The 21939-nt window shown below is 65.6% G+C and carries 24 protein-coding genes and 2 tRNA genes; 9 read left to right on the forward strand and 17 right to left on the reverse strand.

What is annotated here, in order from left to right:
* The first annotated feature begins 117 nt into the window (after window positions 1-117).
* The 3 genes from BSF38_RS05595 to BSF38_RS05605 all read left to right on the forward strand — a co-directional run bounded on the left by BSF38_RS05595 (window position 118) and on the right by BSF38_RS05605 (window position 2825).
* Window positions 118-191 (forward strand) — tRNA-Met (locus tag BSF38_RS05595).
* A gap of 644 nt (window positions 192-835) precedes the next feature.
* A complete protein-coding gene (locus BSF38_RS05600; RefSeq protein ID WP_145951986.1) occupies window positions 836-1408 on the forward strand; it encodes a PEP-CTERM sorting domain-containing protein in 573 nt (190 codons plus the stop codon).
* 235 nt (window positions 1409-1643) lie between these two features.
* A complete protein-coding gene (locus BSF38_RS05605; protein WP_076343834.1) occupies window positions 1644-2825 on the forward strand; it encodes a M24 family metallopeptidase in 1182 nt (393 codons plus the stop codon).
* A 198-nt stretch (window positions 2826-3023) separates the two neighbouring features.
* Here BSF38_RS05605 and BSF38_RS05610 read toward each other — a convergent pair.
* From BSF38_RS05610 to BSF38_RS05635, 6 genes are all read right to left on the reverse strand, one after another.
* Window positions 3024-3094, reverse strand: a tRNA-Gln gene (locus tag BSF38_RS05610).
* A 42-nt stretch (window positions 3095-3136) separates the two neighbouring features.
* Window positions 3137-3811 (reverse strand): redox-sensing transcriptional repressor Rex, encoded by a 675-nt coding sequence (locus BSF38_RS05615; protein WP_076343835.1) that lies wholly within the window; start codon window positions 3809-3811, stop codon window positions 3137-3139.
* Between the two features lie 86 nt (window positions 3812-3897).
* Window positions 3898-5052, reverse strand: coding sequence for a bifunctional diaminohydroxyphosphoribosylaminopyrimidine deaminase/5-amino-6-(5-phosphoribosylamino)uracil reductase RibD (gene ribD / locus BSF38_RS05620; RefSeq protein ID WP_076343836.1), 1155 nt, complete (start codon window positions 5050-5052; stop codon window positions 3898-3900).
* A 24-nt stretch (window positions 5053-5076) separates the two neighbouring features.
* On the reverse strand, window positions 5077-6174 hold the full coding sequence (locus tag BSF38_RS05625; RefSeq protein ID WP_076343837.1) for a hypothetical protein: 1098 nt from the start codon (window positions 6172-6174) through the stop codon (window positions 5077-5079).
* A 10-nt stretch (window positions 6175-6184) separates the two neighbouring features.
* Complete coding sequence (locus BSF38_RS05630) at window positions 6185-6685, reverse strand: anti-sigma factor family protein (RefSeq protein ID WP_076343838.1); 501 nt, start codon at window positions 6683-6685, stop codon at window positions 6185-6187.
* Between the two features lie 131 nt (window positions 6686-6816).
* On the reverse strand, window positions 6817-7389 hold the full coding sequence (locus BSF38_RS05635) for a hypothetical protein (RefSeq protein WP_076343839.1): 573 nt from the start codon (window positions 7387-7389) through the stop codon (window positions 6817-6819).
* Between the two features lie 295 nt (window positions 7390-7684).
* Here BSF38_RS05635 and BSF38_RS05640 point away from each other — a divergent pair, with 295 nt between their 5' ends.
* Window positions 7685-7960 carry a hypothetical protein gene (locus tag BSF38_RS05640; RefSeq protein ID WP_076343840.1) on the forward strand — a complete coding sequence of 92 codons (276 nt, stop codon included), beginning with the start codon at window positions 7685-7687 and terminating at the stop codon, window positions 7958-7960.
* 31 nt (window positions 7961-7991) lie between these two features.
* Here BSF38_RS05640 and lpxA read toward each other — a convergent pair whose 3' ends face one another.
* Window positions 7992-8816, reverse strand: a complete 825-nt coding sequence (gene lpxA / locus BSF38_RS05645) for an acyl-ACP--UDP-N-acetylglucosamine O-acyltransferase (protein WP_076343841.1) — start codon at window positions 8814-8816, stop codon at window positions 7992-7994.
* Between the two features lie 380 nt (window positions 8817-9196).
* On the opposite strand from lpxA, the gene BSF38_RS05650 reads away from it, so the two are divergent.
* Window positions 9197-10099: an alpha/beta hydrolase gene (locus BSF38_RS05650; protein ID WP_076343842.1), complete on the forward strand. Its 903-nt coding sequence runs from the start codon at window positions 9197-9199 to the stop codon at window positions 10097-10099.
* Between the two features lie 126 nt (window positions 10100-10225).
* Here the strand turns inward: BSF38_RS05650 and BSF38_RS05655 are convergent, their stop codons facing one another.
* From BSF38_RS05655 to BSF38_RS05670, 4 genes are all read right to left on the reverse strand, one after another.
* Window positions 10226-10459 (reverse strand): hypothetical protein, encoded by a 234-nt coding sequence (locus BSF38_RS05655; protein WP_076343843.1) that lies wholly within the window; start codon window positions 10457-10459, stop codon window positions 10226-10228.
* A gap of 166 nt (window positions 10460-10625) precedes the next feature.
* Window positions 10626-11009 carry an HU family DNA-binding protein gene (locus BSF38_RS05660; protein ID WP_076350614.1) on the reverse strand — a complete coding sequence of 128 codons (384 nt, stop codon included), beginning with the start codon at window positions 11007-11009 and terminating at the stop codon, window positions 10626-10628.
* 154 nt (window positions 11010-11163) lie between these two features.
* Entirely contained in the window at window positions 11164-11709 is a 546-nt protein-coding gene (locus tag BSF38_RS05665; RefSeq protein WP_210405679.1) for a hypothetical protein, read from the reverse strand.
* Complete coding sequence (locus tag BSF38_RS05670; RefSeq protein ID WP_076343844.1) at window positions 11706-12131, reverse strand: YkgJ family cysteine cluster protein; 426 nt, start codon at window positions 12129-12131, stop codon at window positions 11706-11708. The genes BSF38_RS05665 and BSF38_RS05670 overlap by 4 nt, the downstream gene beginning before the upstream one ends.
* 190 nt (window positions 12132-12321) lie before the next feature.
* Here BSF38_RS05670 and menC point away from each other — a divergent pair, with 190 nt between their 5' ends.
* Together menC and BSF38_RS05680 are read left to right on the forward strand one after the other, a co-directional pair.
* A complete protein-coding gene (menC, locus tag BSF38_RS05675; RefSeq protein WP_237170755.1) occupies window positions 12322-13464 on the forward strand; it encodes an o-succinylbenzoate synthase in 1143 nt (380 codons plus the stop codon).
* Window positions 13465-13482: 18 nt separating this feature from the next.
* Window positions 13483-14427 (forward strand): amidohydrolase family protein, encoded by a 945-nt coding sequence (locus tag BSF38_RS05680; RefSeq protein ID WP_210405680.1) that lies wholly within the window; start codon window positions 13483-13485, stop codon window positions 14425-14427.
* An 18-nt stretch (window positions 14428-14445) separates the two neighbouring features.
* Here the strand turns inward: BSF38_RS05680 and moaA are convergent, their stop codons facing one another.
* The 4 genes from moaA to BSF38_RS05700 form a co-directional block, all read right to left on the reverse strand.
* A complete protein-coding gene (moaA, locus tag BSF38_RS05685; RefSeq protein ID WP_076343845.1) occupies window positions 14446-15447 on the reverse strand; it encodes a GTP 3',8-cyclase MoaA in 1002 nt (333 codons plus the stop codon).
* A 112-nt stretch (window positions 15448-15559) separates the two neighbouring features.
* Window positions 15560-15979 carry a molybdenum cofactor biosynthesis protein MoaE gene (locus BSF38_RS05690; RefSeq protein ID WP_076343846.1) on the reverse strand — a complete coding sequence of 140 codons (420 nt, stop codon included), beginning with the start codon at window positions 15977-15979 and terminating at the stop codon, window positions 15560-15562.
* 30 nt (window positions 15980-16009) lie between these two features.
* A complete protein-coding gene (locus tag BSF38_RS31905) occupies window positions 16010-16891 on the reverse strand; it encodes an NTP transferase domain-containing protein (RefSeq protein WP_237170756.1) in 882 nt (293 codons plus the stop codon).
* Window positions 16888-17961 (reverse strand): XdhC family protein, encoded by a 1074-nt coding sequence (locus tag BSF38_RS05700; RefSeq protein WP_076343848.1) that lies wholly within the window; start codon window positions 17959-17961, stop codon window positions 16888-16890. The genes BSF38_RS31905 and BSF38_RS05700 overlap by 4 nt, the downstream gene beginning before the upstream one ends.
* Before the next feature lie 661 nt (window positions 17962-18622).
* Here BSF38_RS05700 and BSF38_RS05705 point away from each other — a divergent pair.
* The gene (locus BSF38_RS05705; protein ID WP_076350617.1) at window positions 18623-19534 is read left to right on the forward strand and encodes a macrolide 2'-phosphotransferase; all 912 of its coding nucleotides are present in this window, start codon (window positions 18623-18625) and stop codon (window positions 19532-19534) included.
* 27 nt (window positions 19535-19561) lie between these two features.
* Here BSF38_RS05705 and BSF38_RS05710 read toward each other — a convergent pair whose 3' ends face one another.
* Window positions 19562-19984: a nuclear transport factor 2 family protein gene (locus BSF38_RS05710; protein WP_076343849.1), complete on the reverse strand. Its 423-nt coding sequence runs from the start codon at window positions 19982-19984 to the stop codon at window positions 19562-19564.
* Between the two features lie 225 nt (window positions 19985-20209).
* Here BSF38_RS05710 and BSF38_RS05715 point away from each other — a divergent pair, with 225 nt between their 5' ends.
* Complete coding sequence (locus BSF38_RS05715; RefSeq protein WP_076343850.1) at window positions 20210-21325, forward strand: glycoside hydrolase family 18 protein; 1116 nt, start codon at window positions 20210-20212, stop codon at window positions 21323-21325.
* Window positions 21326-21458: 133 nt separating this feature from the next.
* On the opposite strand, the gene BSF38_RS05720 is transcribed toward BSF38_RS05715, so the two are convergent.
* Window positions 21459-21938: a VanZ family protein gene (locus BSF38_RS05720; RefSeq protein WP_083712719.1), complete on the reverse strand. Its 480-nt coding sequence runs from the start codon at window positions 21936-21938 to the stop codon at window positions 21459-21461.
* Window position 21939 lies beyond the last annotated feature (1 nt).

The following is a 21939-nucleotide window of genomic DNA, read 5'->3' on the forward strand; positions in this document are numbered from 1 at the left end:
AGCCGACCATTCCCAATGGTCGTCTTGAACTTGAAGTCGCGCCGGATGTCTGGTAGCGTTGGATTATGGTCATGGCGAGGGCTACGGACAAGCTTCCGAGACTCACCACAAAGCCATGCCGGGGTAGCTCAGTTGGTTAGAGCGGCGGTCTCATAATCCGCAGGTCTCCGGTTCAAGTCCGGACCCCGGTAATCTTTCCATCAATGGAAATCGCGGCTCGCCTTGAGATTCGGGCGACGCCGTCGTTAAGCGCCGGTTGAGCGGGATCGTCGCGATGACGACGAACACCCCTGCAAACCCCCTGAACTTCGATTTGAAGTTTCGGTCTGGATCGGCGACGAACGGAGGCCCCCTGTCGGCCTGGCGCGTTCTCATCGAGCGTGGGTCGTCATGAAGGCGGCGTTTCTTGAGGAGATTTTTCTCCCCTTGTCACGGAGTCGTACGGCGTCTCGTAATCAGGTACGGGGGTTTGTGCGACGACATGCCCCCGAGGACGCTTCGACCTGCCTCCGGCGCGAGCTCGCTCTCTCCCAGGGCCTGAACCTCCGATTTCGATGTGGATGTTGCGGCCGACGGAAGCAATAGGCGTCGAGATCGGTGATCGGGATCTTAATAAACCCATCTGGATCGAATCAGGATGGAATTTACTTCCAGATGGATACCCTGTTGCCAAGAAACCACGAGGAGAAGCGGTTCTTTTGTTGCCGGTGAAGATGAGCATCTTGACCATTGACTACCGGCGTCCGGATTCGTTATGTTACGTTGCTTGTTCGGAATAGCAGGTCCATTTGTCCTCGAGATCTGTCCCCACCTACTAGAGCAAAGGAGACACTGAGTGATTAAGTTGCATCGCGCCCTCATGGCGGGGGCTCTGTTCGTTCTCGCCGCGGTTCCTGCCCAGGCCGCCACGGAAGTTGCCGGCGCCCTCTCGCTGGTCGGCTTCGGCGACCTCACGTCGAACAGCTTGGATCTCTCCGTGCCCAACCTCTCCGTGACGGCCGCCCAGACGCTCGTCTCGAAGCCGGGCAACGGTGATTTCTCGGTGGTTCCGCTCTCGACCGACTTCGGTCCCAACACGGTCGACGTCACCAACCTGTCGGCCTTCACGCTTACGAACGCGACCTACGGGAAGTTCACCGCGACCAGCGGAACCGTCGTCGGCACTCCGACGAGCGGATTCATCAACATCTACATCCTCGGCACGTTCACCCCGCTCTTCGGCGGTTTTGGCCCCAGCCCGGCCAGCGTGCAGATCACCATCACGTCGTCGTCCCTCGGCGGCTTGAGCGAGGCCATCACCATCAACGCGCCGCCGACCTCGATTCCGGAACCCGCCTCGATCGCCATGGCCGGCATCGGCCTGGCCGCGGCCGGTCTCGTTCGGGTGCTCCGCAAGCGCTCCGTCTGATCGACTTGCGAATACGCAACCAAGATAAGCATCAAGGGCGGCCGATTCTCACGAATCGGCCGTCTTTTTTTTTCCTCGCTCGACCCCGTCTCTACTATAGGACGAGTTCGACGTCGTGACTCCGAGGATCTGGTGGAAGCCGGAACCTTGTTGTAGATTAGCGACGCTCGGGCGCGACGTGGGTCTTAGCGTGCGCGCGGTCTTCGTCTCACGGTTCGCTTTCGGAGTCGAGCCCATGTTCGATCTCGCGTCGATCCAGAAGAGCCTTCGGGAGTTCGGCGTTGACGGCTGGCTCTTGTACGACTTCCGGGGCAGCAACTTGCCGGCGCGGCGGATTCTGGGGCTCGAAGATCGCCCGCCGGGCTCGCGACGCTTCTTTTACATGATCCCGGCCGAGGGCGAACCGAGGAAGCTCGTACACGCGATCGAGCCCCGCGCCCTGGAACACCTGCCGGGTTCCAAGACCATTTACATGGCCTGGCAAGATCTTGAGGCCGGCATCACCGCGTTAGTTTCCGGAAGAAAACGCGTTGCGATGGAGTATGCGCCTAATCTTTCCAATCCTTATGTGTCCAAGGTCGATGCGGGAACCATCGAATTTGTGCGAGGGTTGGCTGTCGAAGTCGTCTCCTCGGGCGATCTGATCCAGTTTTTCGAGGCGACATGGGACGACCGCCAGTGGAGCCTGCACCAGCAGGCCGAGACGGGAACGACGACGGCCTTCGACCTGGCCTGGCGGCTGATCGCCGATCGGACGCGGGACGGCGGCTCGATCCGCGAGACCGAAGTTCAGGCGGCGATCCTGGAACACTTTCGCAAGCACGGACTTACGACCTACAGTCCGCCGAACGTCTCGGCGAACGCTCACAGCGGTGACCCGCACTATGAGCCGAAGGCCGGAGAAGATTCCGCCATTCAGGCTGGCGAGTTCGTGCTGATCGATCTTTGGGCGAAGGTCGACGAGCCTCGCGCCGTTTACAGCGACCTCACGCGCGTCGGATTCGTGGGCACGAGCGTTCCGGAGAAATACGAGACGATCTTCGCCGTCGTGGCCGCGGCGCGCGACGCGGCGATCGCCTGCGTCAAGGACGCCTACGCCGCGGGCCGACCGCTGCGCGGGTACGAAGTCGACGACGCAGCCCGTAAAATCATCGCCGACGCCGGCTACGGGAAATACTACATCCACCGAACGGGCCACAACATCGGTCAAGAAGTTCATGGCAACGGGGCCAATATGGACGACCTCGAAACCCGCGATGAGCGATTGGTCCTGCCCCGCACCTGCTTCTCTGTCGAGCCGGGGATTTATCTGCCGGAATTCGGCGTTCGCAGCGAAGTGAACGTGTTCGTGGACGGCTCAGGCAAGGTCCACGTCACGGGGGGCCTGCAACCGCGCGTGGTCCCGATCCTTGCCTAGATCTCGGCCTCAACCGAGTATTCCTCGCCAGAGCAAGCGACCCGACCGCGAAGTTCGCGGTTTACGATGAAGCGCGGGGCTGCACGAAGCTTTGCGCCTCGGAACAGCCGAACCTCGGGGATTCCAAGCATTCTGGTGTGATCCAGAACCTTGAGTGATGTGGCTGGTGCTCGGTCGCGGAGGGAGGAGTATCGAGAGCTACCCGGCCAGGATTCGAACCTGGAAAAACAGGACCAAAACCTGTTGTGATACCGTTTCACCACCGGGTAAAGGTTCCAGCATTCTAGCGACCGACTCGCCCAACGGGAAGACTAGCCGCCGTAAGAAACGCCTTCCTGGGTTTTTTGGACCTTGTAGGCGAGGTTTTCGAGCTGGATGCTCAGGTCGACGGCCGCGACGTTGACGTGCGACGGCACCGACAACGGCGCTGGGGCGAAGTTCAAGATTCCGCGAATCCCCCCCGCAACCATCAGGTCGGCCACTTGCTGGGCGGATTCGGCCGGCACGCAGAGGAGGGCGAGACTCGTCTTGTGCGAGGCGATGCTCTTCCGCAGGGCCTCGATCGGTTCGACGATCATCCCTCCGAACTCCTGGCCGATCTTCCGCGGGTCGTTGTCGAAGATCGCCACGATGTGGAACCGACGCGAGCGGAACCCACGATACTTCAAGAGCGCGCGTCCGAGGTTGCCGAGCCCGACCAGGGCCAGCGGCCAATCCTTGTCGACCCCGAGGATCTCCCTCAAGACCGAGATCAGAGCGTCGACGTGATAGCCGATGCCCGGATGACCAAACTGGCCGAAAAAGGCGAGATCTTTGCGAACCTGGGCATTTTTGATGCCGAACGGCTCGCCGAGCTGGCGGCTCGAGATCTTGTCCAGACCCTGGAGTTGGAGCGTTTCCAACTGCCTCAGATAAAGACTGACCCGACCGACGACGGCCTTGGGGGCCAGCTTGGCGTTCGGATGCCCGTTTCGTGAGCTGCTCACGAGGCGTGTCTCCGATGAGAACTCTCAGGGTGAGCAAAAACCGTGCCCTTACGATCTTCGACTCTAATAGTTTTCGACCGCCCTGGTCAATACGCGTTGCCTGTCCGATCCCTGATCAGGGAATCCAGACGGGCTCTCCACGATTGGGGAACCAGACCCTGGATGCGGAGGTCGCCGTCGATCGTCGTGTGGACGAGGTGGTCGAGCCGCGCTGCGTCGCTCATGAGCGACCGGCCCTGGCCGCGGGCCGGCGTTCTCGCGTGATCGCCTCCTTCGATGAGCGGGGCGATGAAGACGTCGACCTCGTCAACCTCACCGGCGTCCAGAAACGCGCCCAGAACCAGGCCGCCCCCCTCGACCAGTAGGTTCGTCATCCCGCGGCGGCCGAGTTCGGCGAGCAGCGGGACGATCGGCACGCGGGACGCGCCTTCGAAGACAACGACTTCGCATCCTCGCTCCTCCAGGTTTCGGCGACGATCAACGGGGGCCCGATCGGTCACGGCGACGAGCGTCGGCGTCTCGCGGGCGGATTTCACGAGGCTCGAGGTCGACGGCAGCAGCGCCTGGCTGTCGAGCACGACCCGTCGCGGAGTTCGAGGTCCGGGGGGGCGGGCGGTGAGCTGGGGGTCGTCGGCGATCGCGGTGCCGATCCCGACGACGATCGCGTCCATCCGGCCCCGAACGGCGTGGACGAGCGCCCGCGAGGCCGCCGACGAGATCCAGCGGCTGTCGCCCGGACCGACGGCCGCCTTGCCGTCGAGCGTCATGGCCCATTTGGCGATGACGTACGGCCGACCGGTGAAGACCCGCTTGAGATAAGGGGCGTTGAGCGCGACGGCGGAATCGGCGGCCGGTCCGACCGTCACGTCCAGGCCGGCCGCGAGGAGGCGGCTCAGGCCGCCGCCGTCGACCTTCGGGAACGGGTCGCGGTGGGCCGCCACGACGCGCGAGACCCCCGCGCGGAGGATGGCTTCGGCGCAGGGCGGAGTCTTGCCGTGATGACAGCACGGTTCGAGCGTGACGTAGAGCGTCGCCCCGCGCGCTTGCTCGCCGGCCGCCTCCAGCGCGGCGGCCTCGGCGTGCGGACCGCCGAACTGGGCGTGATGCCCGGTCGCGACGAGCCGGCCGTCTCGAACCACGACGGCCCCAACCATCGGGTTCGGCTCGACCATCCCCCTCCCCCGGGCGGCGGCGTCCAGGGCCAGACGCATCCAGTTGCGGTCCTCCTCGTCGCGATCCATCGGTCGATGATCCTCATCGAGAGCCTAAAAAGGAGACTGGACCGGGTTCGAGGGTTTGGAAGTCGCGTTCTTCGGCTGGGCCTGCGGCGCGGACGGGCGGGGTTGGGCGGTCTTGGACGCGGCGGGCGACGGGGACGCTTGAGCTTTGGTTCCGGCTCCGGCCCGGGGGTCGAACTCCTGGGGATGGGGATAAACCAGTCGATACACGAGCGTAAGCCGCCTTCGGGCCTCATCGCTGGGGAAGACGTTGAAGGTCGACTGCACCCAGGAGGGAATGGACGCGAAGAACTGGGCGAGCCGGCCGGAGTCGACCTTGGCGGGCGGGGTGTGCTCCTGGACGTACAGGTTGACCGCCAGGCGATGGAGGAACGGGCGCGGCGATTCCTTGCCATCGCCTTTCCGGTTGGCCGAGGTTTGCGCGATCCGGTTTTCGAGCTTGGTGATCCAGTCTTTCTGAACGGTTCCAGAGCCGCGGATCTCATTGAGGCGGTTCTCGGCCTGATCGATCCAATGCTTTTCGTTGTAATCGGGGGGTGTCAACTCGGCGGGAATGTTGCGATTGTGTCCGAGACGGTGCAGCTCGGCGCGGCGGCTCCCCGCGGGTGAAGCGTCCAGTTTTTGTCGCTCTTGCGGCGACAGGGCCAACCACGTCTTGCACAGGGACGCCACCTCGAAAGCCCCAGTGCCTCCGGTCTGGATGAAATCGACCGGCGAACGGGCTTCCACGTCGGGAAGGGGGTATTTGGCGACCAGGGTCTTGACCGAGCTGAGACGCTGGTCGGGGGCCTTGGCGAGCAGGTCGTCGCGGACGCGCTCCGGCAGGCCCTCGACCCAGTTGTGGAACCGTCGCATCGCGGCGAGATAATGCTCGCGTTCCTCGGTCGGCAGCGTCTTGAGTCGGTCGTCGATCGACCGCACCGCCTGCTGCTGCTCGACCCGGAAATCCTGGTCGAAGCGCCGAAGCGACTCGGCCAGGTCGCGACGCGCGACGGCTGACGTCTGGAGGAACCGCGCCCGGTTCTCGTCGAGGCTGGCTGCGCCCGCCGCCATGACGACCAACGTTCCGGCGAGCAGGCCGAGCGGCCGGGAGCGTGGGAAACTGTTTTTCGCGTTGTCGGTCATGGACGAGGCTCTACGGGGGCGTTCCAAATTCGGCCGAGTTCTTCAATTCGTCGAGGAACTCGAAAGAGCCGACTTCAAGGTATTCGTCGAGATGCTCCGCCAGGGAGAGGTCGCGGATGACCCTCTCTTCCGGAACCGGCCAGACTTGTCGCGTGACGGCGAAGCCCGACGCGACGCCGGCCGCGGCGATCAAGAGGCAGACCGCAAGCTTGAGGAAGGTCTCGCCCCATTTCTTCGCCGGAGCGTATCGGCTTTCAGCCCGCAGTTCGAGCGAGCGGACGTACGTCAGCGTCCGCTCGTGAAACTGTTCGGTGACCGTGGGGCGAGGGAGCGAATCGAGGACGTCCCAGGTCTTTTTGAGCAGCTCGACTTCGCGCCGGGCGGTCGCGCTGTGGGTCAGTTTGGTGGTCAGCGACCGCGATTCGACCTCGGTCAGCTCGCCGTCGATGAACGCGACCAGATTCGCTCGTTCTTCCGGGTTCAAACGTTGCTGGTCCGCGCCCGCCGACATGCACGACTCCTGAGGCCCGATTCGAGTCCGTCGGGGGGACGGACGCGATGCAGATCCGACTCGAATGGTGGCCGGGCAAGGCGCTCGGCACCACCGCCGTCCACCGTTCGACTTTCAAAGGGGAGGCTTGACTATCCCGGCATACCCATGCCGCCGCCCATGCCACCGCCCATGCCGCCCATGCCGCCCATGCCCATGCCACCCATGCCGCCGCCGCGTCGTCCGCCGCCGGTTCTGCGACCGGCGGTCGCGGTGTTGGCATTCGGGCCGCGACCGGCTCTCAGGGTGGGGTAGTACTGCGTGGCTCGGCCGTAATAGAGGGAAGGACCGGAGCCGTCGGCGTTTGACGGGTTTTGGGCGAATCTGTGGGCGGAGCCGAGACGCTCTTTGCCCTGCTGTTGCGAGTAGGGTTTGAGGGGGTCGTACTCGGAATCGGTGTAAGGCGAAACCGGGTTGTAAAGGGTCGGGCGCTGGAGGGTCGCGTAATACTGGCGTTGCTGGACGGCCTGATTGATGGCGTCGTCCGGGCGAGGCCGCATGGCCTGCATCTGCTGATTGGGCAGATAGTAGGCGTAGTAAAACGCGAAAGGATCGGAAGCGATGTCTCCGATCGTCGTCGTTTGCGCCTGCACCGTCGAGGGGGTGAAGATGGCCCCGACGCCCAGAACGAACAGGGCCGCGCCGCGAAAGCCTGAGCGAATCATGGATGCCACCCCTCTCCTGAAGAACGACCGTGAAGGGAAAACCGTATCCTGATGCGCAATTTCGGTCGGAAGATGCACTCGACGCGAGCGCAAAGCTTCGCTCAAAGTGCGCTCTGCTCCCCTCTTCTCTTCCTTTCAGTATAATCGAACAATGCGCCCGGGCAATGCGTGCGAAACCATCGCAACACACGTTTCCACGAACAGCGCCGGTCGACGATCATACCGGACCCGCAGCCGGCGGCTTTCAAGGATCGCGAATCGTCCCGAGCCAGGCACTGGAAAAGGAGGACGCCGAATGGGCGTCGTGAGGTTCATCAACGAGGCGGCCCCCGGGCTGTTCGCCATGGAGGGGCTGACGGGGGCTTCCTACTATTTCGGTCTGGCGGTGCTGGTGGTCGCGATGATCTGGGGAGCGGTCCTCGCCTACCGATCCTGGGAGGAAGCGCATGAGGACCTTGATCCGGCCACGCGCGACGAGCTGCTCGACGTTTTCGAACAGGCGCGCGCCGACGGCGAGCTCGACGAAGACGAGCTCGCCCGCGTCCGCAGCCGACTCGATCGCGGCGAGTAGTAGGCGGCGACGACCGCGTCGGGCCCGCGCGTCACTGGATGTCGTAATTGCCCCGCTCGTTGGAGCGCGCGGGGTTGACTCCGAGTTTCGAATGGCGGATGAAGTCGAGGAATTCCGCGACCTCGGCGATCTCTCCGAAATCCTGTTCGACCCGGTCCAGCGCCGACGAGATCGGGCGGCCCTCGCGATACAGCACCCGATACGCTTGCCTGAGTGCGTTGATCGACGCGGTCGACGCCCCCGACCGCCGCAGGCCGACGAGGTTCAGCCCGGTCACACAGTTGTAACCCTGCTGGAGGATGAACGGCGGGATGTCCTTCGTGGAGGACGACATGCCGCCGAGCATGGCCAGACGGCCGACCCGAACACGCTGCTGAACGGCGGTGTTGCCCGACAGGATGCAGTCGTTTCCAAGGGTGACGTGCCCCGCGACCAGGGCGTTGTTGACGATCGTGCAGCCGTTTCCGACCCGGACGTCGTGGCCCAGGTGGGAGTTGCACATGAACAGGTTGCGGTCGCCGACCGTCGTCACGCCGTTGCCTTGCACCGTGCCGCGATGGACCGTGACGAATTCACGGAAGACGTTGCCGTCGCCGATCTCCAGTCCCGTGGGCTCGTCGCCGTAGCCTCGGTGCTGCGGGCTCTTGCCCAGGACGGCGCCGTGGCCCACGAAATTGTCGCGGCCCATCCGCAGCGGGCCGTTGAGGCAGGCGTGCGATTCGATGACGCACCCCGGCCCCACCTCCACCGGCCCCTCGATGATCGCGTAGGCGCCGACTTGAACGTCGGGCGCGAGGATCGCATCGGGATCGACGATGGCCGTCGCGTGAATCTGTTCCGAATAAATCGTTGCCATCGCCCTATCCTCCGTGCCGGCGACTCCGTTCCAGGCGCCATTCGCCATCACTTGGAATCGGATTTCCGGAACGAACGTCTTGAGCCAAACGTGACGGGGCGAACGGTTGAGCCGGCGCGGCGGGATGTGCCGAGCCAGCGCCGAAACCTCTCGGAGCCGCGACCGCTCCCACAGCCCGGCCGGATGGGCTTCCTTCGACGGCGCTTCGTCGGTCGGCTCCGCTGGTCGAGGTTCGAGGGGGAATCCTCGAAACCGGTGTTGGACGGGGCGCGAGCCCAGCCTATAAATCGACCGCCGTCCGCTGTGACGGATCTCCCGCCTCAGCCGGTTCGATCCTGACTCGTCGGATGCGAGCTTCGCTTCGTTCTAAGGAGGGTGCGATGGCTGTCGGCTTTGGGTCCAGGACGTTCCGTCGCCGCGTCGTCGCGCTGGCGGCGACTGGTTTCATGTGCCTTTACGCGATGATTTCGTGTCTGACCGCCGAGCGCCTGACTCGGGCGACGAATCATCCCTTGACCTTCGATCCGCACCAGCTCAGCCGAGACGCGGCGCCGTGGCAGACGCGGACGCAGGACGGCCTGACGCTTCGCGGCTGGCGACTGCCGACGGCCGAGCATCGTCATCTGATCGTCCTGGTGCACGGCATGTGGAGTTCGTGGCTGGAAATGGCGGGCCTGGGCCGCGACCTCCACAATCAGGGGTACGACGTGCTCCTCTTCGATCTCCGCGGCCACGGCCAGAGCGATCCGTCGCGGCTCTCGCTGGGGAGCCGCGAGCGCGCCGACTTGCGGGCGGTGATGCGCTGGGCGCTCGCGGAGGGCTACGAGGAGGATCGGATCGGCTGGCTCGGCTATTCGATGGGGGCGTCGACCCTGATGCTGGAGGCCGCGCACAATCCCTCCATCCAGGCCGCCGTGATCGACAGCCCCTACGGCGACCTCCCCGCCCTGCTCAAGACCCAGTTGAGCAAGCACAGCCGGCTGCCGAGCTGGTTCAATCCGGGAATTCTGACGGCCGCGCGGCTGCTCTACGGGCTGCGCACGGACGAACTCGTCCCCATTCAGGCCGCGGCCTCCTGGGGGGACCGTCCCTTACTGTTGATCCACGGCGAATCCGACTCGATCGTTCCGGTCGCGCAGGCGCTTCGACTCAGCCGCGCCGCCGGGGCGTCGTGCCTCACCCTGACGCTGCCGGGCGTCGAGCACGTCCAGGCCTACCGGACCTACCCCAAGAAGTACGTCAGCCTGATCACCGAGTTCTTCCACGACCATCTCAGCCCGTGACGTGGTCGTTACGCCGGTAGGGTCTGATTAAGCTGGTGACGGCGCGCAAGCGAAGACCGACCTGGCGGCGTACACCCCCGGTCGGCCTCGTCGAGTCGTTGTTTTCCAGGGAAGATCCCGACGGGATCAGGGCCCAAGGCCGCCGTGGGTGCGGAACGGCGTCATGTGCGAAGGCTGATCGAGGAACCAGAAGCGTTCCCAATCGTCGCCCGCCTGCCGCAGGTTTTCCGATTCGTTGAGCAGTTCTTCAACGCGCTTGGGCTTGTAGGCCGCGTATCGCGGCAGAGGCACAGGCGCACAACCCTCGAAGAGTGCGAGGGAGGCGACCATGATGGCCAGGGCCGCCAGAAGTTTTCGCATGTCGGGCTCCTCCCGCTTTCGATGATCACGCGAACCAGTCTCGCCAGGCAATCCTTGCCTGGCTCTGATCCGTGGGCTTGCGCCAGGGCCTCCGCCCTCGGCTCAAGCCGAAACCCCCATCTTGCAGGGCCTTGCGCATCGACCTCGAAGCCGCCCCGGCGTTCGCTTAATCCTTGGCGGCCTGACGTTGAGCTTCGGCGACCGGTTCGATGGGTCCGTTGCCATCTAGATCGGCATCTGAACCGTCTTCCAATAGGGGAAGATTGTCCGGATTCATCTTTCGGACGAGTTCTTCCATTTCTTTGCCCGGTTTGAAGGTCACCACGTTTTTCGACGGGACGTAGACCTTGTCCCCGGTACGGGGGTTGCGCGCCTTGCGCGGGGCTCGCCGCTTGACCTCGAAGACGCCGAAATTGCGAAGCTCGATCCGTCCCTCGGAAACCAGAGTCTGGATGATCGCGTCGAGGGTCCGCTGAACGATGTCCTTGGTCTTGAGCTGCGTCAGACCGATGTCCTCGGATATTTTCTTCACGATCTCTTTTTTCGTCACGATGGCGATCTCCACGATGGCGCGGTCCGCTCGCTGGCGAGCGTAGAACGGCTCAAATGTATTTGCCACATAGGTTAGTGTCAAGCAAAAACCCCCCTCAAGTCGCTCCGGGAGGCGTCTCCAGCGGGTCGATGGGCGGGGCGGGCGAGCGATTTCAGGGCTGGCGACCGGGGGGGGCCGACGAGCCGGTGATCGGCGAGGCGAGGCCGACCACTTCCCCGGGCTCGCGGGGGTCGAAAAGCTCGCCCGACGCGTACGCCGGGGCAAGGTGGCGATGCAGGGGCGCGTAGTTCCAGGGCCATCCCCGCTGGTCGGTGAGTTCCTTAAGACGAGTTAAGAATCGCTCGGTGAGGACGGGCGCCTGCGCGTCGTACCGGGGGTCGCAGAAGTAGACCCGGCAGCCGAGTGGGCGGGCTTCCCGCGCGGTGCACCGTCCTTGGCGGTCTTGCCACGGGCAGGTCGCTCCTGGATCGAACGGTCGGGCGGTGGGCGGGGCGTCGGCGATCAAGACCGCCGCTTCGGCCGCGGAAAGGAACAGCGTGTGGCCGTATTCCTCGAACCGGCAGCAGCGGCCGCTGAGCTGGCAGACCGGGGCGAGGTCGGCGACGGCCTGATCAAGCTCGCCGTAGAGCGTGCGGAGGGGAAGACGGGCTTCGTCGGCGAGGCTCGTCGTGGGTTGCGGGAGAGGTTCCGTGGTCATATGCGAACCATCCCGATCGACGTGATGATCTCGTCGGCGGTGTAGTGACGGCCCTTGCCTGAGCCGGGGCAGATCTCGGTGACCCTCTGCCAGTCTTCCGGGGTCTCGACGTTCTCTTCCCAGAACGGCCAGGTCCGACATTGCACCGGCCGGGCCGAGTAGACCGTGCAGCCGGCCTTCGAATCCCAGAAGATGCAGTCGCCCCCCGGCCGTTCGATCAGGCTGTAACGGCTGCCGACCTGCCGCACGAATCGAGTCGAGAATTCGTCGATCGACTCGCCCCGGAACTCGGCCAGCCGGGCGACCTCCTCAACCGTCACCCAGACGTACCCCGGCGCGCCGGTGCAGCACGCGCCGCATTTCGTGCAGGTGAAGGACAACCCGTCGCGATACCACGGCTCATCCTCTTGACGACCACTCATATTGCATCCAAAATTGTTGATGTGCTGTCGTCGCGGGTCCTCTGCGTCCAGTCTACCAACCTGGTGGTCCGGCGGCAATTCCGCCGTTTCCAAGGTGATGAAAAGCCAGGGGTTGTGTTAAAGTGGGAGGGTGACGCCGGGGCCGGCGAGCTGGTCGAAAGCAGCCTCGGCTTTGAGAATGGAGGCCGTCGTGGCAACCGACAAGAGCCCGATCGATCGGGTGGTGCTGACGCATATTCAGATTCCGCTCAAGGAGCCTTGTCCGGGAGACGAAGGCGAGGCGCCGGTCAAAAACGCGATCGTGGTGACCGTCGAGACGTCCAGCGGCGTCGCCCACGGCGAAAGCTCGCCGGCCTCGGTCTCGTCCGGCGGGTCGGTCGAGGGATGCTGGAACGATCTGGCCGGATCGATCGCCCCCAGCCTGCTCGGCGCGACCGTCGATTCGACGCGCCGGATCGCCGAAATCGCGTCGTCGTGGCGGACGAGCCGGACCGCCGCCGCCGGGGCCGAGACCGCGCTCTGGGACCTGCTCGGCCAGGCGCACCGCGCGACCGTCGCCCAGCTTCTCGGGGCCGACGACGCCCAGGCCGTCCGGGGGGTTCAATCGGGCCTGGTGATGGGTCTTTATCCCTCGGTCGTCGAGCTGCTCAAGGCCATCGAACCGCATCTGGACGAAGGCTACAGGCGGCTCAAGATCCGGATCGCCCCCGGCCACGACGTGGAGTTCGTCCGCGCGGTCCGACAGCACTTCGAGGACGTCCCGCTCATGGTCGACGGCGGCGGAGCGTACACGACGGCCGACCTCGACCTCTTCCGCGAGCTGGACGACCTCGACCTGCTCATGATCGAACAGCCGTTCGCGGCCGACGACGTCGACGGGCTCGCCGTCTTGCAGAAAGAGCTGGCCACGCCGATCTGTCTCGACGAGACCGCCGAGTCCCACGACCAGACCGCCGAGGCGATCCGCCGTGGCGCCTGTCGGATCGTCAGTCTGAAGATCCAGCGCACCGGTGGCCTGGGGCCGGCCCGGGCGATCCACGACCTCTGCTTTCAGCAAGGGGTCGCCTGCTGGGTCGGTTCGACGCCCGAGCTGGGCTTGGGCCAGGCGTACGGCGTCCACCTCGCGACACTGGCCAATTCGAAGTATCCCGCCGACCTCGAACCGAGCGCCCGGTGGTTCGTCGACGACTACGTCGCGCCGGTCTTCGAGCTGTCGTCCCCCGGCCTCTTCGCCGTCCCCGATCGACCCGGCGTCGGCTTCCAGGTCGACCCCCAGAAGCTCCGGCGCTATCAGGTGCGCCAGGAGACGTTCAGCCGCAGTACTTCCGCCTGACCCTTGATGAAAGGTTCGATGATGACCCCGACCCGTCGCGAATTCCTGGGATGGACCGCCGCCGCGGCCGCCACGACCACCGCCGCCGCCCGCGCCGCGACGGCCGCCGCGCCCGCGTCGCCGATCATTGACACTCACGTCCACCTCTGGGAACCCGCCAAGCAGCGCCTCCTCTGGCTCGAAAAGGGGTCCGAGCTTGACCGGAACGCCCTGTGGGACGATTACCTGAAGGCGGCCGCCGGCCTCGACGTCGTCAAGGCTGTGTATATGGAAGTGGACGTCGATCCGTCGCAGCACGAGGCCGAGGCCCGCATGGTCCTCGACCAGTGCCGCAAGGGTGACACGGCCCTGTGCGCCGCGGTGATCGGCGGCCGACCGGCGTTCGAGGGGTTCGCGGCCTACATCGAGCCGCTGGCCAAGGACCCGGCCGTGAAGGGAGTGCGACAGGTGCTCCACGGGCCGCCCACGCCGGCGGGGTATTGCTTGCAGGAGGCGTTCGTCAAGGGCGTGCGCCGGCTCGGCGAGCTGGGCCTTTGCTTCGACCTCTGCATGCGGCACGCCGAGCTGGCCGACGGAGCGAAGCTCATCGAGCAGGCGACCGGCACGCGGTTCGTCCTCGATCACTGCGGCAACCCTCCGGTCTTCGGCGATCTCGCCGCCTGGAAGCGCGACGTCGACCGCATCGCCGCCCTGCCCAACGTCGTCGGCAAGGTGTCGGGGATCGTCGCGTCGGCCAAGGGGAGGAGCTGGAAGGCGGACGACCTCGCGCCGGTGATCCATCATATGATCGAAGCCTTCGGTCCCGACCGGGTGATGTTCGGCGGCGATTGGCCCGTCTGCACGCTCGGCGCCCCGCTCCGCGACTGGGTGAACGCCCTCTCGGAAATCGTCCGCGACCGCAAGGCCGAGGATCAGCGGAAGCTGTTTCACGACAACGCGGCGAAGTTCTACCGGCTGGTTTGACCGGGCCGAGCCTCGGATTCAGCCGCCGATCGAATGCATGGCCCGCTCCGGCTGGATGAACCGCGCGGTGTTGATCTCGTGCCCTTCCCACTTGGCGGCCACGCTCTCGACGAGCGCCCGGGCGATCTCGGCGTCGGGGGCGTTCGACCGCAACAGGCCGCGGACGTCGGTCTCGTCGAGGGCGAAGAGGCAGTTGCGGAGCTTGCCGTCGGACGTGAGCCGGATCCGGTTGCAGCTCATGCAGAACGGCCGGCTGACCGAGGCGATCATGCCGACCCGCCCCTTGCCGTCGAGGTAGTCGTAATCGACGGCCGGGGCCCTCGGGTCCTGGTTGGGGGCGGGGGCGAGCGGGCCGACCTCGCGAGCCAGGGTTTCGAGGACTTCGGCCGCGAAGACCACCTTCTCACGCTCCCAGAGATGGCCGGCGTCGAGGGGCATGTACTCGATGAACCGCATCTCCAGCCCGTGCTCGCGGGCGAACCGGCCCAGGGGCGCGACGTCTTCCTCGTTGAAGCCCCGGATGATCACCGCGTTGATCTTCACCGGATCGAACCCGGCCGCCTTGGCCGCGAGAATCCCCTCGATCGTCGGCTCCAAACCCTTGCGCCGCGAGAGCCGCAGAAAGCGGTCGGGGTCGAGGGTGTCGAGGCTGACGTTGATCCGCCTCAGCCCCGAGTCCCACAGCCGCTGGGCCACCGGCGCCAGCAGCATGCCGTTGGTCGTCAGGCCGACGTCGACGATCCCCTCGATCTCGACCAGCTTGCGAACCAGGACGTCGACGTCCTTGCGCAGCAGGGGTTCGCCGCCGGTCAGGCGGATCTTGTCGATCCCGAGCGGCACCGCGACCCGCACGAACCGGACGATCTCCTCATAGGACAGGAGCTGTTCGCGAGGCAGGAACTCGACCTTCTCCGGCATGCAGTAGACGCAACGGATGTTGCAACGATCGGTGACGCTGATCCGCAAGTTGTTGTGGATGCGGCCGAACGAATCGATCAGTTGCGGTAGCTCAAACTTCATGAGGGGCCGTCGTCTCTCGCGAGCGTGGGGCGTGGTCCGTCTCCCTGCATTGTACCGGAGCGCGGCAAGCCTCAACTGAGTTTACTACGGAATCACCGCTTCCAACGAACCTTCACGACGACAGGCCCGGATGAACCCATTCTTCCTGGCCGTCGGCCCAGGTCTCGCGCTTCCAGATCGGGACGGTTTCCTTGAAGGCGTCGATCAGCCATCGGCAGGCCTCGAAGGAGTCGCCCCGGTGCGGGCAGCTCACGGCGACGACCACGCTGATTTCGCCCAGCCCGAGCCGTCCGACGCGGTGGACGATCGCGGCCTCGATCACCGGCCATCGTCGACGGGCCTCGGCCTCCAGCTCGGCCATCTGCTTGAGGGCCATCTCGGGGAACGCCTCATAATCCAGGACGACGGTCCGGCGCTCGCCGGTCATCTCGCGGACGGTGCCCAAAAAGGTGCAGACGGCCCCGGCGTTGTTGTGGCGGACACGCTCGGTCAGGGCCGCGTGGTCCAGCGGCTGTTCGGTGATCTCGACCATGGTTCGGCTCCAGGCGGGCGTTGAGTCGGTTCAGCCCCCGCTCACCGGCGGGATGACCGCCAGGCTGGCGCCCGGCTTCAGTTCGTGGTCGTCGTCGGCGTACTCCGAATCGACGGCGATCATCACCTGGGGGGCGATCGAAGCCAACTCGGGGACCTGCTCGGCGAGAGCCGCTCGCAGGTCGGCGACCGTGGCCCGCGCGGGGAGCCGGACCGAGACCTCGCCCCGACCCGCGCGCTCCCGAGCGATCGCGAACAGCCGGACGGAACGCTCCTGGACCTCGCCCCCCTGCCCTTGCAGCCTGCGGAGATCGTCGGGGGTGTCCAGGTCGGTGACGACCGACTCGTCGCCGACTTCGATCTCGACCACGTCGGCCGCGTGATTCGCGACCAGGGCGTTGACGCCGACGTCCGGCGGCAGGTCGGCGATCGTCCGGGCCAGCCGCCAGGGAACGACGATCGGATGACCGCGACGGCCGCCGGCCGTGGGGATCACGATCGCCTCGGGCCGTTCGCGCCAGCAGGCGAGCACCCGGGCGACGATCGAGCCGTCGAGCATCGGGCTGTCGGCCGGGGCCAGCACGACGGCTTGGGGTGGCTCGGCCGAACGCTCCAACTCGGCGACGGCCAGCTCGATCGAGTCGCGCATCTCGGCCGGCCGGGTCTCGGGCGCGACGACGACGGCCCCGGCTCGCGAGGCGGCTTCGGCCAGCGGCGGGCCTTCGGGGGCGTCGGGCGGTGGTGTGACGACGATCACCGGACGCGCCCCGCCGGCGAGCAGGGCCGAAACGACGCGCGCGATCAGCGGCCGGCCCTCGAATTCGAGGAGCAGCTTGGGGCTTCCCATGCGTCGGGACGAGCCGGCGGCCGGGACGATCGCGGCGATGGTGGTCATGTCGATTGTAGGGGTCATGATGCGCAGGTCGAAGGTGTCGGAGTGGCGGCCTTGGGGCCGAGGTTGCGCCGGGCGATCAGCTCGGCGACGATGCTGACGGCGATCTCGGGGACCGTCCGCGAGCCGATGTCCAGGCCGACGGGCGCCGTGACGCGGGCCAGGTCGTCGGCGGCGATCCCCATCTCGCGGAGGCTCTCGAAGATCATCTTGATCTTCCGCTGGCTGCCGATCAGCCCGACGTACGAGGCGGGAGTCGGGGCCATGTGGAAGAGGGCTTCCTGGTCGTGACCGTGGCCTCGGGTGACGATCAGTACGAACGTGTTGCGGGTGACTTCGAGCGTCTTGAGGACCTCCTCGACCGGCCCGACGATGAACTTCTGGGCCTTGGGGAACCGCTCGCGGCTAGCGTACTGGCTGCGGTCGTCGACCACCCAGACGTCGAAATCGGCCTCGGCGGCCAGGTTGCCGACGGCCTGGCCGACGTGCCCCGCGCCGACGACCACCAGCCGGATACGGGGCAAGACCGGCAGCCAGGCCACGCCCTGATCGACCCGCGCCCGGGGGCGGTCGACGAGGGCCGTCAGCCGCTCGCCGAGGACATCGGGAAACGCGCCTCCCGGCCGGCAGGTCAGCGGTTTGCCATCGTGGTCGAACAGGAACCGCCGGCCCGGCGACGAGTCCTCGACCCGCTCGGGGGCGACGACGACGGCCTCGGTGAACCCCTCGCCGGTCTCGATGGCCTGGTGCAGTCGGCGGTAATAGTCGAGGGCTCCCGCCCCCTTGAGGGCCTCGGTGGCGATGACCATCTTGCCGCCGCAGATCAGGCCGTCGGCCCAGGCGTAGTCGTGGTCGAGGACGAAGGAATGGAGCCGGACGCCTTCCTCGCCGAGCTGGCGGACGGCGTTTTGCTTGACCTCGTTCTCGACGCAGCCGCCGCCGAGCGTGCCGACCTGGCCGCCGTCGGGGTCGACCGCCATGATCGCTCCCGCCTTCTGCGGCGTCGACCCGCGCGTCTCCACGACCTGGCACAGGAGCAGCTCGCGGCCGTCATCCAGGGCTCGGATCAGATGTCGCACGACGTCGCGCATTGGGCGGTTTTCCCCGGTTTGTCGATTCTGTCGATCGCGGCGATTTCCGGGCCTGCGACGGTCCAGCCGGACCGGCCCGTCAACAATCTTGCACGGGAGCCGACGACGAAGGCATCCAACGAACCAACCTAGCGAAGTTCGGCCCGCCGGACAATCCGCCTCCCGGATCGCCCGGATTGGGTTCGTTCGACCCCGAATCAAGGCCGTGGCGACGACCGGCGACCACCTCTTCACACCCCTCGATCAAGCTCGGCTCCCCCATCCTTGGACTCGGGTCGACGGGGGGAATTGGGTTCGTTCGGCGTCGGCCCGACGCTGGAAATCTGGATGTAAGTTGTGTGTCCATAGATTGTTGCGTTCGCAAGGTCGGTTGGCTTCGTTTGGACCAAAAATGGGTGAACGTACCGGCGTCGCCGGTGTCTACAAAGGGGATCAAGCGATCCCAGCAGCAGTAGGCCGAGATTGGGTTTGATCGCGCGTTTTTTCGAAGGGTCGGCTTGTCTCCTCGGTGCTGCCGGATTGCCAGAGAGCCGACCAGACGATGCGGTACTCCTCCTTAATTTACTATGTGCGGGCGCCGGATTCGACCGAGATCGGAATGAACCGCATGCTCGGTCGACCGCCCGACTTGTCCCTATCCTCGAAGTTGCGGGAGGTGCTGATGGCGGCGTTGGAAGGAGCATCGGCCGATCGGGATGCGCTTGCGGCGATTGCGTGCCGTCATGGCCTTGCGCTGGTCGGCGAGATCGAGGTGAACGACATCGGGCTCGATTTCCGCGCTGCGTTCGCGACGGACGAGGCGGGGGCGGCCTGGGTGCTGCGAGTCCCTCGCCGGCCCGACGTCCTACCGAGGGCCGAGAACGAGGCGCGCGTGCTGGGGCTGGTCAAGGGCCGGCTGCCGGTCGAGGTTCCCGACTGGCGGATCTACTCACCGGAGCTGATCGCGTATCCGCGTCTGGCCGGTACGACCGCCGTGACCGTCGACCCGGCGACGAAGGAGCCGACCTGGAATATCGACAAGGAGTCCCCCGTTTTCGCGGAGAGCTTCGGGCGGACCCTCGCGGCGCTCCACGGCGTCGACCCCGCCGAGGCTGTCGCGGCCGGCCTGAAATCGTCCTCGTCGGAGGAGGCGCGGCGAGCCTTCGCTGACGACCTCGACCGGGTGAATCGGGAAATCGGAATCAGCGACGACCTCTGGCTCCGATGGCGCGGCTGGCTCGACGATGATGCGTCGTGGCCTCCGTTCTCGGCGCTGGTTCACGGCGATTTGCACGTCGGTCACATCGTCGTCGATGAGGCTTCCCGCGCGACGGGGGTGCTCGATTGGACCGAGGCCGAGGTCAGCGACCCCGCCATCGACTTCGTCTTCCACCTCATGGCGTTTGGCGAGCCAGGCCTCGACCGGCTCCTGACCGAATATGAGGAGGCCGGCGGGCGGACGTGGCCGAGCATCCGAGGTCACATCGCCGAGCGGCTCTCTGCCTTCCCCGTCAAGTACGCGCTGTTCGCGCTGATGTCCGGCCTGGACGAGCACCTCGATGCGGTCCGGCCGCAACTGGGACTCGATGTGTAACCGCGCGGAATGAACCGGCCGACCGATTCAATCCTCCCTTTGGGCGGCGAGAGCGCCGGCGGTGTCGAAGAAGTCACGGTACTCGGCGACGGCGCCGTCGCGGAAGCGGAAGACGTCGGCCTTGTGCGACGCGGTGGTCTTGCCGGTGGCCTTGCTGCGGAACGCCACCTGGCTGAGAACGACCACGCGCTCGCCGTCGGCGATGAACTCTTCTGGAAGGAAGTAGATCAACTCCCACGAGTCGCCCAGCGCCGAGAAATAGGCGTTGGCCGCGACCTTCCCTTTGCATCCCTGGAAGAATCCCGTGCCGGCGTCGTGTCCCCCTGGCGGGTGGAGAACGACGTCGTCGGCGAACAGGTCCATCCACTCGCTCACGCTGCCGCCTCGCGTGTCGTTCCAGAGTTGATAGGCCTGTCGGAGCTTGGCGATATTCTGCTGGACGTCTTCCACGGCTGCCTCCGTCGGGTTCGGCAGATTGTTGCCCAGATCGTTCGGACGTGCTCCGGGTATTGGAACCGAACGGTGAAGTGTTCGCCAGCAAAATCAAATCAAGGGATCAACCATCGGCGCGGCGGTCCTCCATGTCCTTTCTCACGAGCCTTCAGGGGTCTTATACTTGGTCCGTCCGAGCCGAGGAGACGCCGCGCTTTCTTGTCGCTTTCGAGGAACCAAGGAATGAGACGTACCGCATTGCGCCGGATGATCGCCGCACCCGTTCTGCTGGCCGGCCTGCTCTCGTCGGGGTTCGCGGCCGACGTCGAGGCGAAACGCGACAAGGTGTTCGTCGGTTACCTCTACGGGTCGCCGCGCGACGTGAACTTCTCGCTGTATACGCACCTGTGCCATGCGTTCGTGACGGCGGGACCCGACGGGAAGCTCAATCGCGGCCGCAGCGCGCCCGATCGCGACCTTACCACCCTGGCGCACAAGGCGGGCGTGAAGGTCTTGATCTCGCTGGGCGGCTGGGGCTGGGACAAGCAGTTCGCGGCGATCGTCGCCAGCCCCGAGGCGGAGAAGCTGTACGTCGATTCCGTGGTCAAGATGCTCGACGAGTTCGACTATGACGGCCTCGACCTCGACTGGGAGTATCCCGATACGGCCAAGGAAGTCGAGGGTTTCGAACGCCTGACGCGGACCCTGCGCGCCCGGATCGACGCGATCGGCAAGATGAAGAACCGGCCAATGAACCTGACGATGGCCGCGTCGTCGAACCAGGGCACGCTCGAATGGCTCAAGAAAGACTTCCTGGTCGAAAACATGGACTGGGTCAACGTCATGACCTACGACTACGCCGGCGACTGGACCCCGTACGCGGGTCACAACTCGCCGTTGTTCCCCTCGACCAAGGAGCCGACCAAGACTCCCAAGTCGATCGAGGCGACCATGCTTTACCTGCTGGAGAAACGCGGCATCCCCGCCGACCGACTCGCCGTCGGCCTGCCGCTCTACGGTCGCGGCTTCAACGTCGCCAAGCCCTACGACTCGACCAAGGGCGCGCCCAAGAAGCGGCTGCCGAACCTCGACTACCGGGGGATCGTCGGCCTTGAGAAAGAAGGTTGGAAGCGATCTTGGGACGAGGAGATCAAGGCCCCCTGGCTGACCGCCCCCGACGGCGCGGCGGTCGTCGGCTACGATGACGCCGAGTCGATCCGCCTGAAGACCGAGTGGGCCATGTCCAAGGGCTTCCGCGGCGTCTTCTTCTGGCAAGTCGCCGGCGACCGGCTTCCCACCGGCGGCAACCCGTTGCAAGAAGCCGCGCGGAAGGCCTGGGAAGCCGGAAGTGGAAAGTAGTGTGTCGCCCGGCGGACGAGTCGGCCGGAATACAAGCCCGAAGCGCCAGCGAGTGCATGAGTTTGCGTTTGCTTATTCAGCACGTTGACTGGAAATGCACTCGCTTGCGCTTCGGGCTTGTATTTCTGGCTGGTCAGACCCACCGGGAAACAGCGTGTGCGTCGGCCGATTGGGCAAGCCGTTTCTGTCGTACGTAGCACACCAACGCCGCCAGGCCGGCTCCCAGGCAGTCGATCGCGACGTCGGTCCAGGTCCCACCGCGACCGGGGACGAAGGTCTGATGGTATTCGTCCGACATGGCGAAGAGGACGCAGAAGGCCAGGGCGAACAGGATGCTTCGCCGAGGTCGCAGGCTCGTGAAGCGGTCGAGCATCGCCCGTGTGAAGAGGAACAGGATCGCGTACTCGGCCGCATGCCAGCCCTTCACGATGGCGAACCAGCTCAGCCCCCAAAAGACGCGGAAGCCTTGCATCGATTCCGGGTCGGTGAGGACGTGGGAGGCGATCCAGGCGAAGAAAGCATGCGGCATGACGACCGTGCTGGACGTGCCGAAGATGAGGCCGCACCATGTCATCGCGGCCAGGAGTGACATCCAGCCTGCGCTTGCTTTCATT

The organism is Paludisphaera borealis (assembly GCF_001956985.1).
GTDB lineage: Bacteria > Planctomycetota > Planctomycetia > Isosphaerales > Isosphaeraceae > Paludisphaera > Paludisphaera borealis.

Coding starts and splice junctions, on each gene's coding strand:
- BSF38_RS05605 (WP_076343834.1), top strand. CDS start 1,644: ATGTTCGATCTCGCGTCGATCCAGAAGAGCCTTCGGGAGTTCGGCGTT.
- ribD (WP_076343836.1), bottom strand. CDS start 5,052: ATGGATCGCGACGAGGAGGACCGCAACTGGATGCGTCTGGCCCTGGAC.
- BSF38_RS05625 (WP_076343837.1), bottom strand. CDS start 6,174: ATGACCGACAACGCGAAAAACAGTTTCCCACGCTCCCGGCCGCTCGGC.
- BSF38_RS05630 (WP_076343838.1), bottom strand. CDS start 6,685: ATGTCGGCGGGCGCGGACCAGCAACGTTTGAACCCGGAAGAACGAGCG.
- BSF38_RS05635 (WP_076343839.1), bottom strand. CDS start 7,389: ATGATTCGCTCAGGCTTTCGCGGCGCGGCCCTGTTCGTTCTGGGCGTC.
- BSF38_RS05640 (WP_076343840.1), top strand. CDS start 7,685: ATGGGCGTCGTGAGGTTCATCAACGAGGCGGCCCCCGGGCTGTTCGCC.
- lpxA (WP_076343841.1), bottom strand. CDS start 8,816: ATGGCAACGATTTATTCGGAACAGATTCACGCGACGGCCATCGTCGAT.
- BSF38_RS05650 (WP_076343842.1), top strand. CDS start 9,197: ATGGCTGTCGGCTTTGGGTCCAGGACGTTCCGTCGCCGCGTCGTCGCG.
- BSF38_RS05655 (WP_076343843.1), bottom strand. CDS start 10,459: ATGCGAAAACTTCTGGCGGCCCTGGCCATCATGGTCGCCTCCCTCGCA.
- BSF38_RS05665 (WP_210405679.1), bottom strand. CDS start 11,709: ATGACCACGGAACCTCTCCCGCAACCCACGACGAGCCTCGCCGACGAA.
- BSF38_RS05670 (WP_076343844.1), bottom strand. CDS start 12,131: ATGAGTGGTCGTCAAGAGGATGAGCCGTGGTATCGCGACGGGTTGTCC.
- BSF38_RS05680 (WP_210405680.1), top strand. CDS start 13,483: ATGATGACCCCGACCCGTCGCGAATTCCTGGGATGGACCGCCGCCGCG.
- moaA (WP_076343845.1), bottom strand. CDS start 15,447: ATGAAGTTTGAGCTACCGCAACTGATCGATTCGTTCGGCCGCATCCAC.
- BSF38_RS05690 (WP_076343846.1), bottom strand. CDS start 15,979: ATGGTCGAGATCACCGAACAGCCGCTGGACCACGCGGCCCTGACCGAG.
- BSF38_RS31905 (WP_237170756.1), bottom strand. CDS start 16,891: ATGACCCCTACAATCGACATGACCACCATCGCCGCGATCGTCCCGGCC.
- BSF38_RS05700 (WP_076343848.1), bottom strand. CDS start 17,961: ATGCGCGACGTCGTGCGACATCTGATCCGAGCCCTGGATGACGGCCGC.
- BSF38_RS05705 (WP_076350617.1), top strand. CDS start 18,623: ATGGCGGCGTTGGAAGGAGCATCGGCCGATCGGGATGCGCTTGCGGCG.
- BSF38_RS05715 (WP_076343850.1), top strand. CDS start 20,210: ATGAGACGTACCGCATTGCGCCGGATGATCGCCGCACCCGTTCTGCTG.
- BSF38_RS05720 (WP_083712719.1), bottom strand. CDS start 21,938: ATGAAAGCAAGCGCAGGCTGGATGTCACTCCTGGCCGCGATGACATGG.